We start from the raw sequence: 16,355 nt of genomic DNA, 5'->3' as shown, positions 1-16,355 counted from the left end.
TCCACCGCCCTCCCCCACTTCCCCGGGTCGGACAGCCGTGAGCCTCGGCGGTACGTTCGTGCTCGTCGTGGCTGCGCCGGCTCTGGCGCTCGCCATGTCGCCGATGCTCCTCCTGACGGCCTTCGTGCTCGGGGGCATCTCGTCGTCGCAGCAGGTTCGCTCGTCCGGGTGCACCGCAGCGGCGGCGGAGCGCCGGAGCGCCCGGCCCGACGGCGGAGCTGACCCCACCGGCTCCGGCCCGGGCCATGCTGGGCGCGCCCGGCAGTGAGGCTGGCTCCCGGTGGGTCGTCGGAGCGTGGCGGCGTTTCCGGGGACAGGAAAGCCCCGGCACGGGTGGGTGCTGGGGCTGAGGGGGCTGGTGCGTGGCTCGCGTGAGTGTTGGGGGTATGCCAAAGGCCCACCCCGTGAGGGGTGGGCCTTTGGTGAATGGTTGTCCGGCGGCGACCTACTCTCCCACCCCGTCTCCAGGGCAGTACCATCGGCGCTGAGAGGCTTAGCTTCCGGGTTCGGAATGGGACCGGGCGTTTCCCTCTCGCTATGACCGCCGTAACTCTATGGAGATGTCGGGACCCTGGTTACGAAGGGTGTGCCCGTATCTCGGGAACCGCACAGTGGACGCGTAGCAAAAAGTTTGAGTGTTATCAAGTTGTCGGCTTATTAGTACCGGTCAGCTTCAGCAGTCTTTAGTCCTGCCTTACACATCCGGCCTATCTACCCAGTGGTCTAGCTGGGAGCCTCTCCCCCTTGCGGGGATGGAAACCTCATCTTGAAGCAGGCTTCCCGCTTAGATGCTTTCAGCGGTTATCCCTTCCGAACGTAGCTAACCAGCCGTGCTCCTGGCGGAACAACTGGCACACCAGAGGTTCGTCCGTCCCGGTCCTCTCGTACTAGGGACAGCCCTTCTCAAGTTTCCTGCGCGCGCAGCGGATAGGGACCGAACTGTCTCACGACGTTCTAAACCCAGCTCGCGTACCGCTTTAATGGGCGAACAGCCCAACCCTTGGGACCTACTCCAGCCCCAGGATGCGACGAGCCGACATCGAGGTGCCAAACCATGCCGTCGATATGGACTCTTGGGCAAGATCAGCCTGTTATCCCCGGGGTACCTTTTATCCGTTGAGCGACGGCGCTTCCACAAGCCACCGCCGGATCACTAGTTCCGACTTTCGTCCCTGCTCGACCTGTCAGTCTCACAGTCAAGCTCCCTTGTGCACTTGCACTCGACACCTGATTGCCAACCAGGCTGAGGGAACCTTTGAGCGCCTCCGTTACATTTTAGGAGGCAACCGCCCCAGTTAAACTACCCACCAGGCACTGTCCCTGATCCGGATTACGGACCGAGGTTAGATATCCAGAGCGACCAGAGTGGTATTTCAACGTTGACTCCACACACACTGGCGTGCATGCTTCACAGTCTCCCACCTATCCTACACAAGCCGCACCGAACACCAATACCAAGCTATAGTAAAGGTCCCGGGGTCTTTCCGTCCTGCTGCGCGTAACGAGCATCTTTACTCGTAGTGCAATTTCGCCGAGTTCGCGGTTGAGACAGCGGAGAAGTCGTTACGCCATTCGTGCAGGTCGGAACTTACCCGACAAGGAATTTCGCTACCTTAGGATGGTTATAGTTACCACCGCCGTTTACTGGGGCTTAAATTCTGAGCTTCGCCCGAAGGCTGACCCGTCCTCTTAACCTTCCAGCACCGGGCAGGCGTCAGTCCGTATACATCGTCTTGCGACTTCGCACGGACCTGTGTTTTTAGTAAACAGTCGCTTCTCCCTGGTCTCTGCGGCCGTCAACGCTCGGGAAGCTAGTTCCGTCACGCATCGGGCCCCCCTTCTCCCGAAGTTACGGGGGCATTTTGCCGAGTTCCTTAACCACGATTCTCTCGATCGCCTTAGTATTCTCTACCTGACCACCTGAGTCGGTTTAGGGTACGGGCGGCTAGAACCTCGCGCCGAGGCTTTTCTTGGCAGCATAGGATCACCCAATTCGCGCATACGCGCTATCTATCAGTTCTCAGGCTATGTGAACAGCGGATTTGCCTACTGTTCGCCCTACAACCTTGGACACGGTCAACCATCGCCGTGCTGGGCTACCTTCCTGCGTCACCCCTGTTAATACGCTTACCTAGTACCGGTTCGGGTCGCGCGCCGCTCCAGCGATGTCTCCCGAAGGAGACGGTGCTGGTTAAGGGCGCTTAGCATCACCGGGTTCGGTATGGGCGGTTCTTCGCCGGTAGGAGAATATCAACTCCTTGTCCATCGACTACGCCTGTCGGCCTCGCCTTAGGTCCCGACTTACCCAGGGCGGATTAGCCTGGCCCTGGAACCCTTGGTCATTCGGCGGACGGGTTTCTCACCCGTCTTTCGCTACTCATGCCTGCATTCTCACTCGTGTAGGCTCCACCGCTGGGTTACCCCGCGACTTCACTGCCCACACGACGCTCCCCTACCCATCCACACGCCTGGACCACGAAGGCCTAGCGTTTGTGTGAATGCCACAGCTTCGGCGGTGTACTTGAGCCCCGCTACATTGTCGGCGCGGAATCACTTGACCAGTGAGCTATTACGCACTCTTTCAAGGGTGGCTGCTTCTAAGCCAACCTCCTGGTTGTCTGTGCAACTCCACATCCTTTCCCACTTAGCACACGCTTAGGGGCCTTAGCTGGTGGTCTGGGCTGTTTCCCTCTCGACTACGGAGCTTATCCCCCGCAGTCTCACTCCCGCGCTCTCACTTACCGGCATTCGGAGTTTGGCTGACGTCAGTAACCTTGTAGGGCCCATCGGCCATCCAGTAGCTCTACCTCCGGCAAGAAACACGCGAGGCTGCACCTAAATGCATTTCGGGGAGAACCAGCTATCACGAAGTTTGATTGGCCTTTCACCCCTAACCACAGGTCATCCCCCAGGTTTTCAACCCTGGTGGGTTCGGTCCTCCACGTAGTCTTACCCACGCTTCAACCTGCCCATGGCTAGATCACTTCGCTTCGGGTCTAGACCCAGCGACTCATTCGCCCTATTCAGACTCGCTTTCGCTACGGCTTCCCCACACGGGTTAACCTTGCCACTGAGCACTAACTCGCAGGCTCATTCTTCAAAAGGCACGCTGTCACCCCTGCTAGGGAGGCTCCAACGGATTGTAGGCACACGGTTTCAGGTACTATTTCACTCCCCTCCCGGGGTACTTTTCACCTTTCCCTCACGGTACTGGTCCGCTATCGGTCACTAGGTAGTATTTAGGCTTAGCAAGTGGTCTTGCCGGATTCACACGGGATTTCTCGGGCCCCGTGCTACTTGGGATCCCCTTCGGGAGGCCGCGTCATTTCGTCTACGGGGGTCGCACCCTCTGTGCCGGGCCTTTCAATGCCCTTCGACTATAACGCGGCTTTCTGACTCCCTGACCAGGTACCAGCCCGGTCTGAAAGGTCCCACAACCCCGCCCATGCAACGCCTGGTAGCTATCACACATGAACGGTTTGGCCTGTTCCGCTTTCGCTCGCCACTACTCACGGAATATCTCTTCCTGTCGGTACTGAGATGTTTCACTTCCCGACGTTCCCTCCACACACCCTATATATTCAGGTGCGGGTCACTGGACATGACTCCAGCGGGGTTTCCCCATTCGGAGATCCTCGGATCACGGTTCGTTTGCCAACTCCCCGAGGCTTATCGCAGGCTACAACGTCCTTCATCGGCTCCTAGTGCCAAGGCATCCACCCTGTGCCCTTAAAAACTTGACAACAAAAAATTGCAGAGAACAAAGATAAATCTTTGATCTTACAAAGATGCTCGCGTCCACTGTGCAGTTCTCAAGCTACGGACGATCCCACCCGCTCCCACGGCCTACCAACACAACGGTTGGCGGTTCACCCAGGAGACGCGATGGCCCGTTCAGAGCGACCCCACCCATGCGGGCGGTTCCCTCAGGACCCAACAGTGTGCTTGGCAAACCCATCCCCCGTACCCGTGATGTTCCACCACCCACACAAGGTGGGCAGGTACTGACACGAACCGTCATGGACGAGCTCTTCGTTAATGTTCCACCCTTGAGCAACCATCCACCCACGCGTTCGGCGGGTGCCATGGCCTCTGCACAACCAGCCCCCGAGGGCGCCGGCTGTGAGTGATGCTCCTTAGAAAGGAGGTGATCCAGCCGCACCTTCCGGTACGGCTACCTTGTTACGACTTAGTCCCAATCGCCAGTCCCACCTTCGACAGCTCCCTCCACAAGGGTTGGGCCACCGGCTTCGGGTGTTACCGACTTTCGTGACTTGACGGGCGGTGTGTACAAGGCCCGGGAACGTATTCACCGCAGCGTTGCTGATCTGCGATTACTAGCGACTCCGACTTCATGGGGTCGAGTTGCAGACCCCAATCCGAACTGAGACCGGCTTTTTGGGATTCGCTCCACCTCGCGGTATCGCAGCCCTTTGTACCGGCCATTGTAGCATGCGTGAAGCCCAAGACATAAGGGGCATGATGATTTGACGTCATCCCCACCTTCCTCCGAGTTGACCCCGGCAGTCTCTTATGAGTCCCCACCATGACGTGCTGGCAACATAAGACGAGGGTTGCGCTCGTTGCGGGACTTAACCCAACATCTCACGACACGAGCTGACGACAACCATGCACCACCTGTACACCGACCTTGCGGGGCAACCATCTCTGGAAGTTTCCGGTGTATGTCAAGCCTTGGTAAGGTTCTTCGCGTTGCATCGAATTAATCCGCATGCTCCGCCGCTTGTGCGGGCCCCCGTCAATTCCTTTGAGTTTTAGCCTTGCGGCCGTACTCCCCAGGCGGGGCGCTTAATGCGTTTGCTGCGGCACGGAACTCGTGGAATGAGCCCCACACCTAGTGCCCAACGTTTACGGCATGGACTACCAGGGTATCTAATCCTGTTCGCTCCCCATGCTTTCGCTCCTCAGCGTCAGTTGCGGCCCAGTGACCTGCCTTCGCCATCGGTGTTCCTCCTGATATCTGCGCATTCCACCGCTACACCAGGAATTCCAGTCACCCCTACCGCACTCTAGTCTGCCCGTACCCGATGCAAGCTCAAGGTTGAGCCTTGAGTTTTCACACCAGACGCGACAAACCGCCTACGAGCTCTTTACGCCCAATAATTCCGGACAACGCTTGCGCCCTACGTATTACCGCGGCTGCTGGCACGTAGTTAGCCGGCGCTTCTTCTGCAGGTACCGTCACTTGCGCTTCTTCCCTGCTGAAAGAGGTTTACAACCCGAAGGCCTTCATCCCTCACGCGGCGTCGCTGCATCAGGCTTTCGCCCATTGTGCAATATTCCCCACTGCTGCCTCCCGTAGGAGTCTGGGCCGTGTCTCAGTCCCAGTGTGGCCGGTCGCCCTCTCAGGCCGGCTACCCGTCGTCGCCTTGGTAGGCCATTACCCCACCAACAAGCTGATAGGCCGCGAGTCCATCCCAGACCGATAAATCTTTCCAGACACTCCCCATGCAGGGGCGTCTCGTATCCAGTATTAGACCTCGTTTCCAAGGCTTATCCCGGAGTCTGGGGCAGGTTACTCACGTGTTACTCACCCGTTCGCCACTGATCCGCCCAGCAAGCTGGGCATCACCGTTCGACTTGCATGTGTTAAGCACGCCGCCAGCGTTCGTCCTGAGCCAGGATCAAACTCTCCGTAAATGTTTGCTATCAACCCCGAAGGATTAACAACCATACGAAGCGGACCCAAAGGTCCATAATCATGGCTACAAACCGAAAACATGACGTTTTCAATTCATACCAAAAGAAGTCTCAACACGAACACACAACACACACCGAAGGTGCGCGCCACACGCCCATGCAGGACAATTGGCATTAACTATCAAGCACACTGTTGAGTTCTCAAGCAACCGACACGCACCGACTCCAACCCCTCAGGGGCCTTCACTCGGGGCAACTTCTCTAACCTACCAGACCGGCTTCTTCGTTTCAAACCCGGCAAACCGGGCCGAACTCGGAGGTCGATCCCCGACGTCAGGCACCGGAGGCGTGAAGCATCCAGGTCAAGAGGTCGGATTTCAGTCCGGGGGAACAGCCACTTCGCGGCGGCTCCGAGGAGCTTCGCAGTGGTGTCTGTCTCTCCCTGCCGGGCTGACTTCGAGAACATTACGGGGAGGTGAACGCATCGGTCAACCCGGCTCCGCGTGACCCCGGTCACCGCTCACCTGGGCACGGCGCGCCACCTCGGGCGACACCGTCCAGGGGCAGGCGACGGCTTCCGGCAGGACCGCGCCGCCGTCCGGCCTCCACGCCTCCAGGTCTCCCGCCCGACGGCGGACGAGGTGCCCGGTACGGCACTCACCGGCCGTCCTCTCACGACCCTTCGTCCCCGACGGCCTCGCAGTACCGCGCGCCCATCTCGCGCACCGCCGCGCGCAGCTCGGGTGGACCCACCACCTCGAACGGGACGTCGAACATCCCGACCCACGCGGCCAGCCCCCGCCACGACCACGAGCCGGCGACGAGCCTCGACCGGTCCGGGCCGATCGCCTCGACGAGACCCTGGTCGCCGACCCACGGTGCGAGGTCGTCCGCCCGGGCGTGCAGGACCACCTCGCCCTCGGCGGGCCACCGTGGACGGGAGAACTGGTGCGCGACGTACGCGGCGACGTCGGCGCCCGGTACGCGGCTCGCGCGCCGCTCCCTGCCCGCACCCTTCCCCCGCGATCCCCCGGCAGCGCCGTCGCCGCCCGGCCGCGCCCCCGGCGCACCCGGCGCACCAGCACCCGAGGGGCCGCCGCCGCGCACGGAGCCCACCGCCCCTGTCCCGGCGGGCCCGCGGTCGGTCGGCACGTCCGGCAGGTCGCGCGGTGCGAAGCGCGGTCCCGTGGGCGTCCGGGGCGTCATGCGGTCGACGCGGAACGTGCGCCAGTCCTCGCGCTCGAGGTCCCACGCGACGAGGTACCAGCGCCCGCCCCACGTCACGAGGTGGTGCGGCTCGGCGCGACGCGGGGCCCGGAAGGCCGCGGCGCCCGAGCCGAGCAGCGGCGAGGAACCGCCCTCGTAGTCGAAGCGCAGCACCTCGCGCGCCCGCACGGCGCTGCCCACGGCGACCAGCACGGCCGGGTCCACGTCCGGGCGCGCCCCGTCCCGCGCGGACGGCACCGCGGTCACCTCGAGCGCGTCGATCCGCCCGCGCAGCCGTGCGGGCATGACCTGGCGGATGGTCGCGAGCGCCCGCTGCGCCGGCTCCTCGAGACCGCCCACCGAGGAGGTCTGGAGCGCGATGGCGACCGCGACCGCCTGCTCGTCGTCGAACAGCAGGGGCGGGAGGTCGGCGCCGGCGTCGAGGCGGTACCCGCCGTCGGGCCCCTTGGTCGCGCGCACCGGGTAGCCGAGCTCGCGCAGGCGGTCGACGTCGCGCCGCACCGTGCGCGGGCTGACGCGCAGGCGCTCCGCGAGCGCCTCCCCCGGCCAGTCGCGCCGGGCCTGGAGCAGGGAGAGCAGGGCGAGGAGGCGGGCCGAGGTCTCGAGCATGGTCCCAGCGTCGCACGAGGTAGCGGACAGAACCTGACCTCTACCTCCGCCAGGGTGGAGTCATCACCCACTCCTGGAGGACACCGTGATCCACACCCGCTCCCTCACGAAGGACTTCGTCGTGAGCCGCCACGAGACCGTGCACGCCGTGCGCGGGATCTCGCTCGACATCGAGCCGGGCGAGCTCGTCGCCGTCCTGGGCCCCAACGGGGCCGGCAAGACCACGACCCTGCGCATGCTCACGACGCTCATCGCGCCCACCTCGGGCAGCGCGACCGTCGCGGGGTACGACGTCGTCGCGCACCCCGCGCAGGTCCGTCACCACATCGGGTACGTCGGGCAGGGCAACGCCGCGGGCCACAACCAGCGAGCCGTCGACGAGCTCGTGACGCAGGGCGTCGTCTACGGCCTCGACCGCCGGGCCGCGCGCCGCCGCGCCGACGAGCTGTTCGAGGCGCTCGACCTGACCGCGCTGCGCACGCGCAAGGTCGCCGACCTCTCGGGCGGGCAGCGTCGCCGGCTCGACGTCGCGATGGGCCTCGTCCACTCGCCGTCGCTGCTGTTCCTCGACGAGCCCTCGACCGGGCTCGACCCGCACAACCGCGCCAACCTGTGGGAGCACGTCCTGCGCATGCGGGCCGACGCGCTCGCCACCACGGGCGACCCCATGACGATCGTCCTGACCACGCACTACCTCGACGAGGCCGACACCATGGCCGAACGTGTCGTGGTCGTCGACCACGGCGAGGTCATCGCGGACGACACCGCGGAGGCGCTCAAGACGAACCTCGCCGGGGACCGCGTGGTCCTCGAGACCACGCCCGACGACGGCGCCCGCCTCGCGCAGCTGGTGGCCCGCGCGGACGGGGTCCGGGAGATCGAGGCAGCCGGCACCCAGGTCACGGCACGGGTCACGGACGGCCCCGCGCTGCTCCCGGCCCTGCTGCGCGCGGCCGACCACGCGGGCGTCGTCGTCGCCACGGCCCAGGTCCACCGCCCCACGCTCGACGACGTGTTCCTCGCGCTGACCGGCCGCAGCCTGCGCGAGACGGGGACGCCGGACGTCCCCGGCGCGACCTCACCCTCCGCACGGACCACCGAGAGCGCAGCGCTCTCCGGGAAGGACGCAGCATGAGCACCGTCGACACCACGACCACGGGCCGTGGCGGCCCCGCTCCCACCCGCACGCAGCGCGGCGCCGGCCCGACAGGTCGCCCCGGTGCCCGGCCTCGCGGACGGCTCGCGCACCTCGCCCGCGACACCTCGATCGTCCTGGTCCGCGAGCTGCGCCCGCTGCTCCACGACCCGTTCTCGGTCGTGTTCGGCCTCGTGCAGCCGCTCGTGTTCCTCGCCTTGTTCGGCCCCCTGCTCGTCGGCACGCTCAGCGGCCAGGACGGCGGCGCGGACGGGACGCTGGGCGGCAGCGTCTGGCAGTGGTTCGTCCCGTCGATCCTCGTGATGACGACCCTGTTCGGCACCTCGACCACGGGCGCCAACCTCCAGCAGGAGCTCAACACGGGCGCGCACGAGCGCATGCTCGTCTCGCCCCTGTCCCGACCGTCGCTGCTCGTGGGACGCGCACTCAAGGAGATGGTGCCGATCGCGGCGCAGTCCGTCGTGGTCGTGCTCGTGATGCTGCCGTTCGGGTTCGAGCTCTATCCCGTGGGCGCCGTGCTCGGGCTGCTCATGCTCGCGATCTTCGGGGTGGGCATCGGGTCGCTCAGCTACGCCCTGGCCCTCGCCGTGCGCAAGCAGGAGTGGATGTTCTGGCTCGTGCAGCAGACGCTGCTCTTCCCGCTCATGATCCTGTCGGGCATGCTCCTGCCCCTCGAGACCGGACCGGGCTGGATGCAGGCCGCGGCCCACCTCAACCCCCTGACCTACCTGGTCGACGCAGAGCGCGCGCTCTTCGCGGGCGACCTGACCTCGTCGGCCGCCGCCTGGGGCTGGGTCGCCGCGGTGGTGACCGCCGCCGTCGGGCTGGCCGTGGGGATCCGGACCATGGTGCGCAGCACGGACTGACGCCCCCGAGGACGACGGAGGGGTGGCACGCCCACGGCGCGCCACCCCTCCGTCGGCCGCGCGCGCGGCACGAACGTCAGGCGTACTGCTCGCGGAACGCGTCCGTGAGGCTCGGCCCGCCGTCGCCCAGGCGCCACACGCTCCACCCGTCGGCCGTCGCCGTGCCCGACGCCGCGATCGCCGCCGCGTCCGGGTGACGGAAGCGGGCGCCGTCGGTCAACTCGATGAAACCGTCCGGGTACAGGACGGCCTCGAAGCGCTGCCCACGACGCGGGCGCGACCACACGAGCGACACGGGCGTGCCGAAGGCGCGGGCGAGGGCGTGCAGGTCCGGGTCGTCGTCCGGGTCGTCGTCGAGCACGGACGCGGACGGCGGCGGCGGGGCCGGCACGAGATCCTGGCCCAACGGGTCGATCGTGCTCAGGGCGTCGACCACCGGGACGTTCACGGGCGGCTGGTACGACAACGGGTCGTACGCGGGGGCCTCGGCCTCGTAGGACTCCCGCGTCAGCACCGACTCACGGGTCCGGATCGACTCGCGTGTGCGGATGGACTCGCGCGTCAGGATCGAGGCGCGGCTCGGCGTGCGCGACGACAGCGCGTCCTCCGCAGCCTGCGTCGACGAGTAGCGGCCGAACTCGGACGCCTCGTCCACGGGCGGCGACGCGAGCAGCGGCACGGGCGGGACCGGGGGCGCCTCCGGGACGGGCGGCACCGACAGCTCGGCGGCCGGACCACGGCCGAGCAGAGGTTCGTGGATCGGCTCGAGCGTGCCGGTCACGTCCGCCGACCCCGCAGCGCTGCCGTAGACGGTCGCCGCGGCCTCGAGCTCCGAGCCTCGCCGACGGTCGGAGCGCGACCGCTGCGTCACGATCGGCAGCTTGCCCGTGAGCGCGCGCCCGACCGCCACGCCCTCGGCGAAGTCCGCGGTGCGCTGCGCCGAGCGCGTGGGCTCGACCGCCGCCCGGCGGGGGGCGGCCGGAGCCGCCGGCCGTGCGGTGCGCTCGGGCACGAGCGGCGAGACGTCGACGAACCTGCGGCCGTCCGCCCCGTGCATCACGCCGAGCTTGAGGACCGACACCGACGACCCCGGCTGGCGCAGGAAGTCGAGCGCGTCGACGATGCCGTCCTCCGCGCTCGAGCAGATGACGATCAGCCGGGCCCCCGTGGCCCGCGACGTCGCCTGCGACCGCGTCAGGGGGACGTTGTCGTAGAAGGTCGTGACGTCCTGCTGGAAACGGGCCGCTCCCCCGGCGTAGCGGCTCGCGAGCTCGGCTCGCGTGAGCTGCCCCGCGCGACCGGCATGGTTCATGGCCCGGGTCAGGGTCTCCTCGGTCAGCTCCGAGACGACCTCGATCACGACGGGCAGGCCCGCGGCGTCGAGCGCCAGCAGGTGTGGCTCGTCGGTCGACGACCCCTGCCGGACGGGGAAGATCTGCTCACCGAGCAGACCGTCCAGGTGGCCGTCGACCACACGCTGCGCGACCGTGCCGAACCCCCCACCCGCCGGCTGCGACGGGCGGACGAGAACTGGACGCTCGGCGTCCACCTCGAAGAGGGGCATCTTGGTCTCCTGCGGCTCGGGAAGCGACCTCGAACGCTGCCCGGGACGGCGGCGTTGCCGCATAGCCTACGACGCCCGTGCGAGCGACTCGAACGAGTGCGTTTCACCCACTGGGACGGGGGCGTCCCAGCCGGTGTCAGTCCTCGGCCAGGCGCTCCTCGATGCGCTCGATCTTCCCGGTGAGCTCCCCGGTCCGACCTGGGCGGATGTCCGCCTTGAGCACCAACGAGACGCGGTGCCCGCCGGCGCCCACGGCCTCGGTGGCGCGCTTGACGACGTCCATGACCTCGTCCCACTCACCCTCGATCTCGGTGAACATCGACGTGGTCCGGTTCGGCAGGCCCGAGGCGCGGACGATGCGGACGGCTTCGGCGACGGCGTCCGTGACGGACTCGCCGGCACCGAGCGGGGCGACGGAGAAAGCGAAGATGGCCATGGGGCCATCATGCCCGTCGTACGGCTCCGCTCGCCGTGCCGAGCGTCCCCCGGTACCCGTAGCGTGGGGCTCATGCGTATCGGAGCACACGTCGACCAGGCAGACGCCATCCACCAGGCACGGGCGATCGGCGCCGACCAGGCCCAGATCTTCCTGGGCGACCCGCAGGGCTGGAAGGGCGCCGAGTTCACCTACCCCGGCGGCGCCGAGGCCCTGCGCGCGGACGCCGCGGCCGCGGACCTCGACCTCTACGTGCACGCGCCGTACGTCATCAACGTCGCGAGCACCAACAACCGCATCCGGATCCCGAGCCGCAAGTCGCTCCAGAAGATCGTCGACGGCGCGGCCGAGATCGGCGCCAAGGGCGTGATCGTCCACGGCGGCCACGTGACCGCGGACGACGACGTCGCGGTCGGCTACGACAACTGGCGCAAGGCGATCGACGCGCTCGACGCCAAGGTGCCCGTCCTGATCGAGAACACCGCGGGCGGGGCCAGGTCGATGGCCCGCACGATCGAGAGCATCGGGCGGCTGTGGGACGCGATCGGGGCCGCGGAGGGCGGGGACGAGGTCGGCTTCACGCTCGACACGTGCCACGCCTGGGCGGGCGGGATCGACCTGGCCACCGCCGCGGACCAGGTCCGCGCCGTGACGGGCCGCATCGACCTGGTGCACGCGAACGACAGCCGGGACACGTTCGACTCGGGGGCGGACCGCCACGCGCACTTCGGCGACGGGCTCATCCCGCCCGACGAGCTGGTCGCTGTCATCGCGTCCGCCGGGGCGCCCGTCGTCTGCGAGACGCACGGCGACATGGGCCCGGACATCGCCTGGCTGCGCTCGCGTCTGGGCTGAGCGGCCCGACGGCGCAGCTCGCCCCGGGTCACGGGGTGCGGTGGGCGGTGGCGTGAGCCCGGGCGCTCCCCGTGCGGCGGGGCGGGCGGCGCGCGGGCAGGGCGGCAGTGCCGTGCCGACGGTGCGGGCAGGTGGTGCGCTCCAGCGACCGCTCCGCCGTCGACCATGCGGTGGGCGTCGCCCGAGCATGCGGTGGGCGTCCGCTTCTGGGTCGAGACGAACGCCCACCGCATGCTCGGCACCGGGGGGGGTGGAAACGGGGGCTGCACCCGGGGGCAGCCGCGCGGGTGTACCGAGAGGGTCAGCCCGTGTTCTGCAGGCCCGCCGCGACGCCGTTGACCGTGAGCAGCAGCAGGTGCTGCAGGCCGTCCTTGTACTGCCCCTCCGCCCCCGAGCGCAGGCCGCGCAGCGCACGGAGCTGGAGCAGCGAGAGCGCGTCGACGTACGGGCTGCGGAGCTGGACCGCACGTCCCAGGACCCGGCGACCGGCCAGCGGCCACTCGTTCCCGCTGATCTTGAGGACCCACTCGCGCGTCAGGCGCAGCTCGTCGAGGATCTTGGCCGCGAGGTCGTCCCGGTCGCCGAGCGCGAGGTAGCGCTCCGCGATCCGCTCGTCGGCCTTGGCGAGCGACATCTCGACGTTGTCGATGAGCGTCGCGAACAGCGGCCAGTCGCGGTGCGCCTCGCGCAGCCGCTCGAGGTCGCCGAACTCCTGGAGCGAGGTGCCCAGGCCGTACCAGCCGGCCAGGTTGATGCGGGCCTGCGACCACGAGAACACCCACGGGATGGCGCGCAGGTCCTCGAGCGACTCGACCGACAGACCGCGTCGCGCGGGACGGGACCCGATCGGCAGGAGCCCGACCTCCTCGAGAGGGGTGACCTCGGAGAACCACTGCGGGAATCCCTCGCTGCGCACGAGAGCGTGGAAGTGCTCGCGCGAGGTGGAGTCCAGTGCGGACGCCACGTCGGCGAAGCGCGCGGTGGCCTCGGCGTTGCGGCGCTCGACCGAGGGGGCGGAGGCGAGCAGCGTCGCCGCAGCCACCTGCTCGATGTGGCGGGCGGCGATCGTCGCGTCGCCGTAGCGGGCGGTGATGACCTCGCCCTGCTCGGTGAGCTTGAACCGGCCGTCGACCGAGCCCGGGGGCTGGGCGAGGACCGCGCGGTTCGCGGGGCCGCCGCCACGCCCGAGGGCGCCGCCGCGGCCGTGGAACAGCGTCAGGTTGATCTCGTGACGCTGGGCCCACTCCGCGATGCGGCTCTGGGCGGAGTGCAGGGCGAGGGTCGCCGAGACCGGGCCGACGTCCTTGGACGAGTCCGAGTAGCCGAGCATGACCTCGACCTTGCGACCGTTCTCCGCGAGCCGGCGCTGGACCTGGGGCAGCTCGAGCGCCGCCTCGAGGATCTCGACGCTCGCCTCGAGGTCCGCGAAGGTCTCGAACAGCGGGATCGCGTCGATCACGGGTGCGTCCTCGGCGCCCTCGAACGCGAGCTCGGCGAGCTGGTAGACCGCGGCCAGGTGCTCGGGCTTCTGCGTGAACGAGACGATGTAGCGGCGCGCGGCACGGATGCCGTAGCGCTGCTGGATCGAGCCGATCGCCCGGTAGGTGTCGAGGACCTCGCGCGTGCGGTCGGACAGCGTGCCGTGCACGCCGTGCTCCGCGATCTCCGCGAGTGCGGCCTCGTGGACCTGCGAGTGCTGACGGACCTCGAGCTCGGCCAGGTGGAACCCGAAGGTCTGCACCTGCCACACGAGCTGCTGCAGGTCCCCGTAGGCCGCACGGGGCGCACCCGCCGCGATGAGCGAGTCCTGGACGACCTTGAGGTCGGCCTCGAGCTGCTCGGGCACCGCGTACGCGAGGTCCGCGTCGCGCAGGCGGGTCGCGGCGATGCGGCGGGCCACGACGAGCATGACGGCGCGGTGCGGCTCGGCCGGCGACTCCGCGGCGGCCTCGGCCGTGATGGCCTCGGAGAGCTGGCGCTGCTTCTGCCAGAGCGAGCGCAGGCCGTCGGACGCGGGCGTGCCCTGCTCGTCGAGCGTGAGCGTGCGCCCGATCCGCTGGGCCGCGCGCTCGAGGGCCTGGAGCGCGTGGTCGGCCGCGATGGCCGCGGCCTGGCGCGTGGTCTCCGCGGTGACGTTCGGGTTCCCGTCACGGTCGCCGCCGATCCAGGTCCCCAGGCGCACGAACGGTGCGGCCAGCGGGCGGTCGTGGCCGGCCTTGTCGGCGAGGAGCCAGTCGTCGAGGCGGCGGTAGACGGTCGGGAAGACCGTGAAGAGGGTCGCGTCGAACACGCTCATCGCGGTGCGGACCTCGTCGAGCGGCGAGGGCTTGGCCGCACGGATCGGGGACGTCCGCCACATGCCGTCGATCTCGGCGAGGAGCTTGCGCTCGTTCTCGGCCAGCGACGCGCCACCGGCGGGCAGGGCGTCGCGCTCGGTCAGCAGGCCCGACAGGCGCCGGATCGACGCGGAGATCGCCCGACGGCGGGCCTCGGTCGGGTGCGCGGTGAGGACCGGGCGGAACTCGAGCCGCTGGAGGCGAGCGAGCGCCTCCTCGTGCCCCACCTCGTCCGCGAGCTGCGTGAAGGCCTCGGGCAGCGTGTCGTCGACGACCGACGGCGCGAGCTCGGCCTCGCGGTCGTGCAGGACCCGCACGCGGTGGTGCTCCTCGGCGAGGTTCGCGAGGTGGAAGTACACGGTGAACGCACGGGCCACCTGCTCGGCGCGCTCGTGGCTGAAGCCCTCGACGAGACGCTCGGCCTCCTCGAGCGCGGCGTCCGCGTGCTCGCCGTACGCGCGGATCGAGAGCTCGCGCAGGTGCTCGACGTCGTCGAGCAGGGCGGGATCCCCCGACTCCGTCAGGACCGTGCCGAGCAGGCGGCCGAGGAGGCGGACGTCGTCGCGCAGCGGCGCCGGGACCTCGTGCCGGGCGCCCGTGCGGCCGTTGCCGTCGGTGGATTCGGGGGAAACGTTGTCGGTCACGGGTCCGTAGCCTAGGCGCTCCACGTCCCGGCGCGTCGGGGCGTCTGCCTGGTGGTCGCTCGTACGAGGCCACGAGCCCCGCGGGACCCTCCCCGGGAAGCACGACGCCCGGGCGAGGAGACCTCGCCCGGGCGCGTGACGTCGTCGGGCCGGGTCAGTGCGTGAACGCGCCCTGCCAGACCGTGTCGAACGGCGCGTGCGAGCTCACGCGCGCCTCGATCGCCTCGGTGACCATCTGCTTCGCGACGCCCACGGCCCGCTCGACGTCGTTGCCCTTGGCGAGCTCGGCCGTGATGGCCGCGGCGAACGTGCAGCCCGCGCCGCTCACGCGCTCCTCGCCCACCTTGGGGACGGAGAAGACCGTGATCTCCTGACCGTCGAACAGGACGTCGACCGCGTCCGGACCGGGCAGCTCCACGCCGCCCTTGACGACCACGAAGTCCGGACCCAGCGCGTGGATGCGCTCGGCGGCCTCCACGAGATCGTCGATCGACTCGATCTTCTCCATGCCGGACAGGACCTTGGCCTCGAACACGTTGGGCGTGATGACCGTGGCGAACGGCAGGATCTTCTCGCGCAGCGCGGTGTCGGTGTCGAGGGCCGCGCCCGGCTCCTGGCCCTTGCAGATCAGGACCGGGTCGAGGACCACGTGGTGCCAGCGCTGGCTCGCGAGCGACTCGGCGACCACGTCGATCGTCGCGGGCGTGCCGAGCATGCCGATCTTCACGACGTCGAGGTCGTACGTGCTGGTCGCGGCCTCGAACTGGTCCGCGATGACCTGCGGCTCGACCGGGACGAAGCGGTGGCCCCAGTCGTTCTTCGGGTCGAACGACACGATGCACGTCAGGGTCCCGACGCCGTACACGCCCAGCTCCTGGAACGTCTTGAGGTCGGCCTGGATGCCGGCTCCCCCGGTGGCTTCCGATCCGGCGATGACGTACGCGAGGTTGACCATGGTGCTGCCTGTGTCCTTCGAGGAAGAGTGGTGGGACCGGGGCCGA

9 protein-coding genes and 3 rRNA genes are annotated in these 16,355 nt (G+C 68.0%); 4 read left to right on the top strand and 8 right to left on the bottom strand.

Annotation, left to right across the window (positions count from 1 at the left end; genetic code table 11):
* Positions 1-37 precede the first annotated feature (37 nt).
* The gene (locus JOD49_RS12005) at positions 38-268 is read left to right on the top strand and encodes a hypothetical protein (protein WP_205307394.1); all 231 of its coding nucleotides are present in this window, start codon (positions 38-40) and stop codon (positions 266-268) included.
* 164 nt (positions 269-432) lie between these two features.
* Here the strand turns inward: JOD49_RS12005 and rrf are convergent.
* The 4 genes from rrf to JOD49_RS11985 form a co-directional block, all read right to left on the bottom strand.
* Positions 433-549 (bottom strand): 5S ribosomal RNA (gene rrf / locus JOD49_RS12000).
* Between the two features lie 88 nt (positions 550-637).
* A 23S ribosomal RNA gene (locus JOD49_RS11995) occupies positions 638-3,743 on the bottom strand.
* Between the two features lie 397 nt (positions 3,744-4,140).
* A 16S ribosomal RNA gene (locus JOD49_RS11990) occupies positions 4,141-5,661 on the bottom strand.
* Together the 16S, 23S and 5S rRNA genes form the textbook arrangement of a ribosomal RNA operon.
* A 672-nt stretch (positions 5,662-6,333) precedes the next feature.
* On the bottom strand, positions 6,334-7,497 hold the full coding sequence (locus JOD49_RS11985; RefSeq protein WP_205307393.1) for a helix-turn-helix transcriptional regulator: 1,164 nt from the start codon (positions 7,495-7,497) through the stop codon (positions 6,334-6,336).
* 85 nt (positions 7,498-7,582) lie between these two features.
* On the opposite strand from JOD49_RS11985, the gene JOD49_RS11980 reads away from it, so the two are divergent.
* Both JOD49_RS11980 and JOD49_RS11975 read left to right on the top strand, forming a co-directional pair.
* Positions 7,583-8,632 (top strand): ATP-binding cassette domain-containing protein, encoded by a 1,050-nt coding sequence (locus JOD49_RS11980; protein ID WP_205307392.1) that lies wholly within the window; start codon positions 7,583-7,585, stop codon positions 8,630-8,632.
* On the top strand, positions 8,629-9,519 hold the full coding sequence (locus JOD49_RS11975) for an ABC transporter permease (RefSeq protein WP_205307391.1): 891 nt from the start codon (positions 8,629-8,631) through the stop codon (positions 9,517-9,519). The genes JOD49_RS11980 and JOD49_RS11975 overlap by 4 nt, the downstream gene beginning before the upstream one ends.
* A 76-nt stretch (positions 9,520-9,595) precedes the next feature.
* Here the strand turns inward: JOD49_RS11975 and JOD49_RS11970 are convergent, their stop codons facing one another.
* Entirely contained in the window at positions 9,596-11,083 is a 1,488-nt protein-coding gene (locus tag JOD49_RS11970; protein ID WP_205307390.1) for a restriction system modified-DNA reader domain-containing protein, read from the bottom strand.
* A gap of 136 nt (positions 11,084-11,219) precedes the next feature.
* Positions 11,220-11,519 (bottom strand): MTH1187 family thiamine-binding protein, encoded by a 300-nt coding sequence (locus JOD49_RS11965; RefSeq protein ID WP_205307389.1) that lies wholly within the window; start codon positions 11,517-11,519, stop codon positions 11,220-11,222.
* Between the two features lie 72 nt (positions 11,520-11,591).
* Between JOD49_RS11965 and JOD49_RS11960 the strand changes: the two genes are divergently transcribed.
* The gene (locus JOD49_RS11960) at positions 11,592-12,374 is read left to right on the top strand and encodes a deoxyribonuclease IV (protein WP_205307388.1); all 783 of its coding nucleotides are present in this window, start codon (positions 11,592-11,594) and stop codon (positions 12,372-12,374) included.
* A gap of 301 nt (positions 12,375-12,675) precedes the next feature.
* Here the strand turns inward: JOD49_RS11960 and JOD49_RS11955 are convergent, their stop codons facing one another.
* Entirely contained in the window at positions 12,676-15,354 is a 2,679-nt protein-coding gene (locus JOD49_RS11955; RefSeq protein WP_205307387.1) for a phosphoenolpyruvate carboxylase, read from the bottom strand.
* 154 nt (positions 15,355-15,508) lie between these two features.
* Complete coding sequence (gene thiD / locus JOD49_RS11950; RefSeq protein WP_205307386.1) at positions 15,509-16,309, bottom strand: bifunctional hydroxymethylpyrimidine kinase/phosphomethylpyrimidine kinase; 801 nt, start codon at positions 16,307-16,309, stop codon at positions 15,509-15,511.
* Between the last annotated feature and the right edge of the window lie 46 nt (positions 16,310-16,355).

Source organism: Oerskovia jenensis (assembly GCF_016907235.1).
Taxonomy (GTDB): domain Bacteria; phylum Actinomycetota; class Actinomycetes; order Actinomycetales; family Cellulomonadaceae; genus Oerskovia; species Oerskovia jenensis.
Note: the sequence above shows the minus strand (reverse complement) of the source record. Positions and strands in the feature narration are given on the sequence as shown.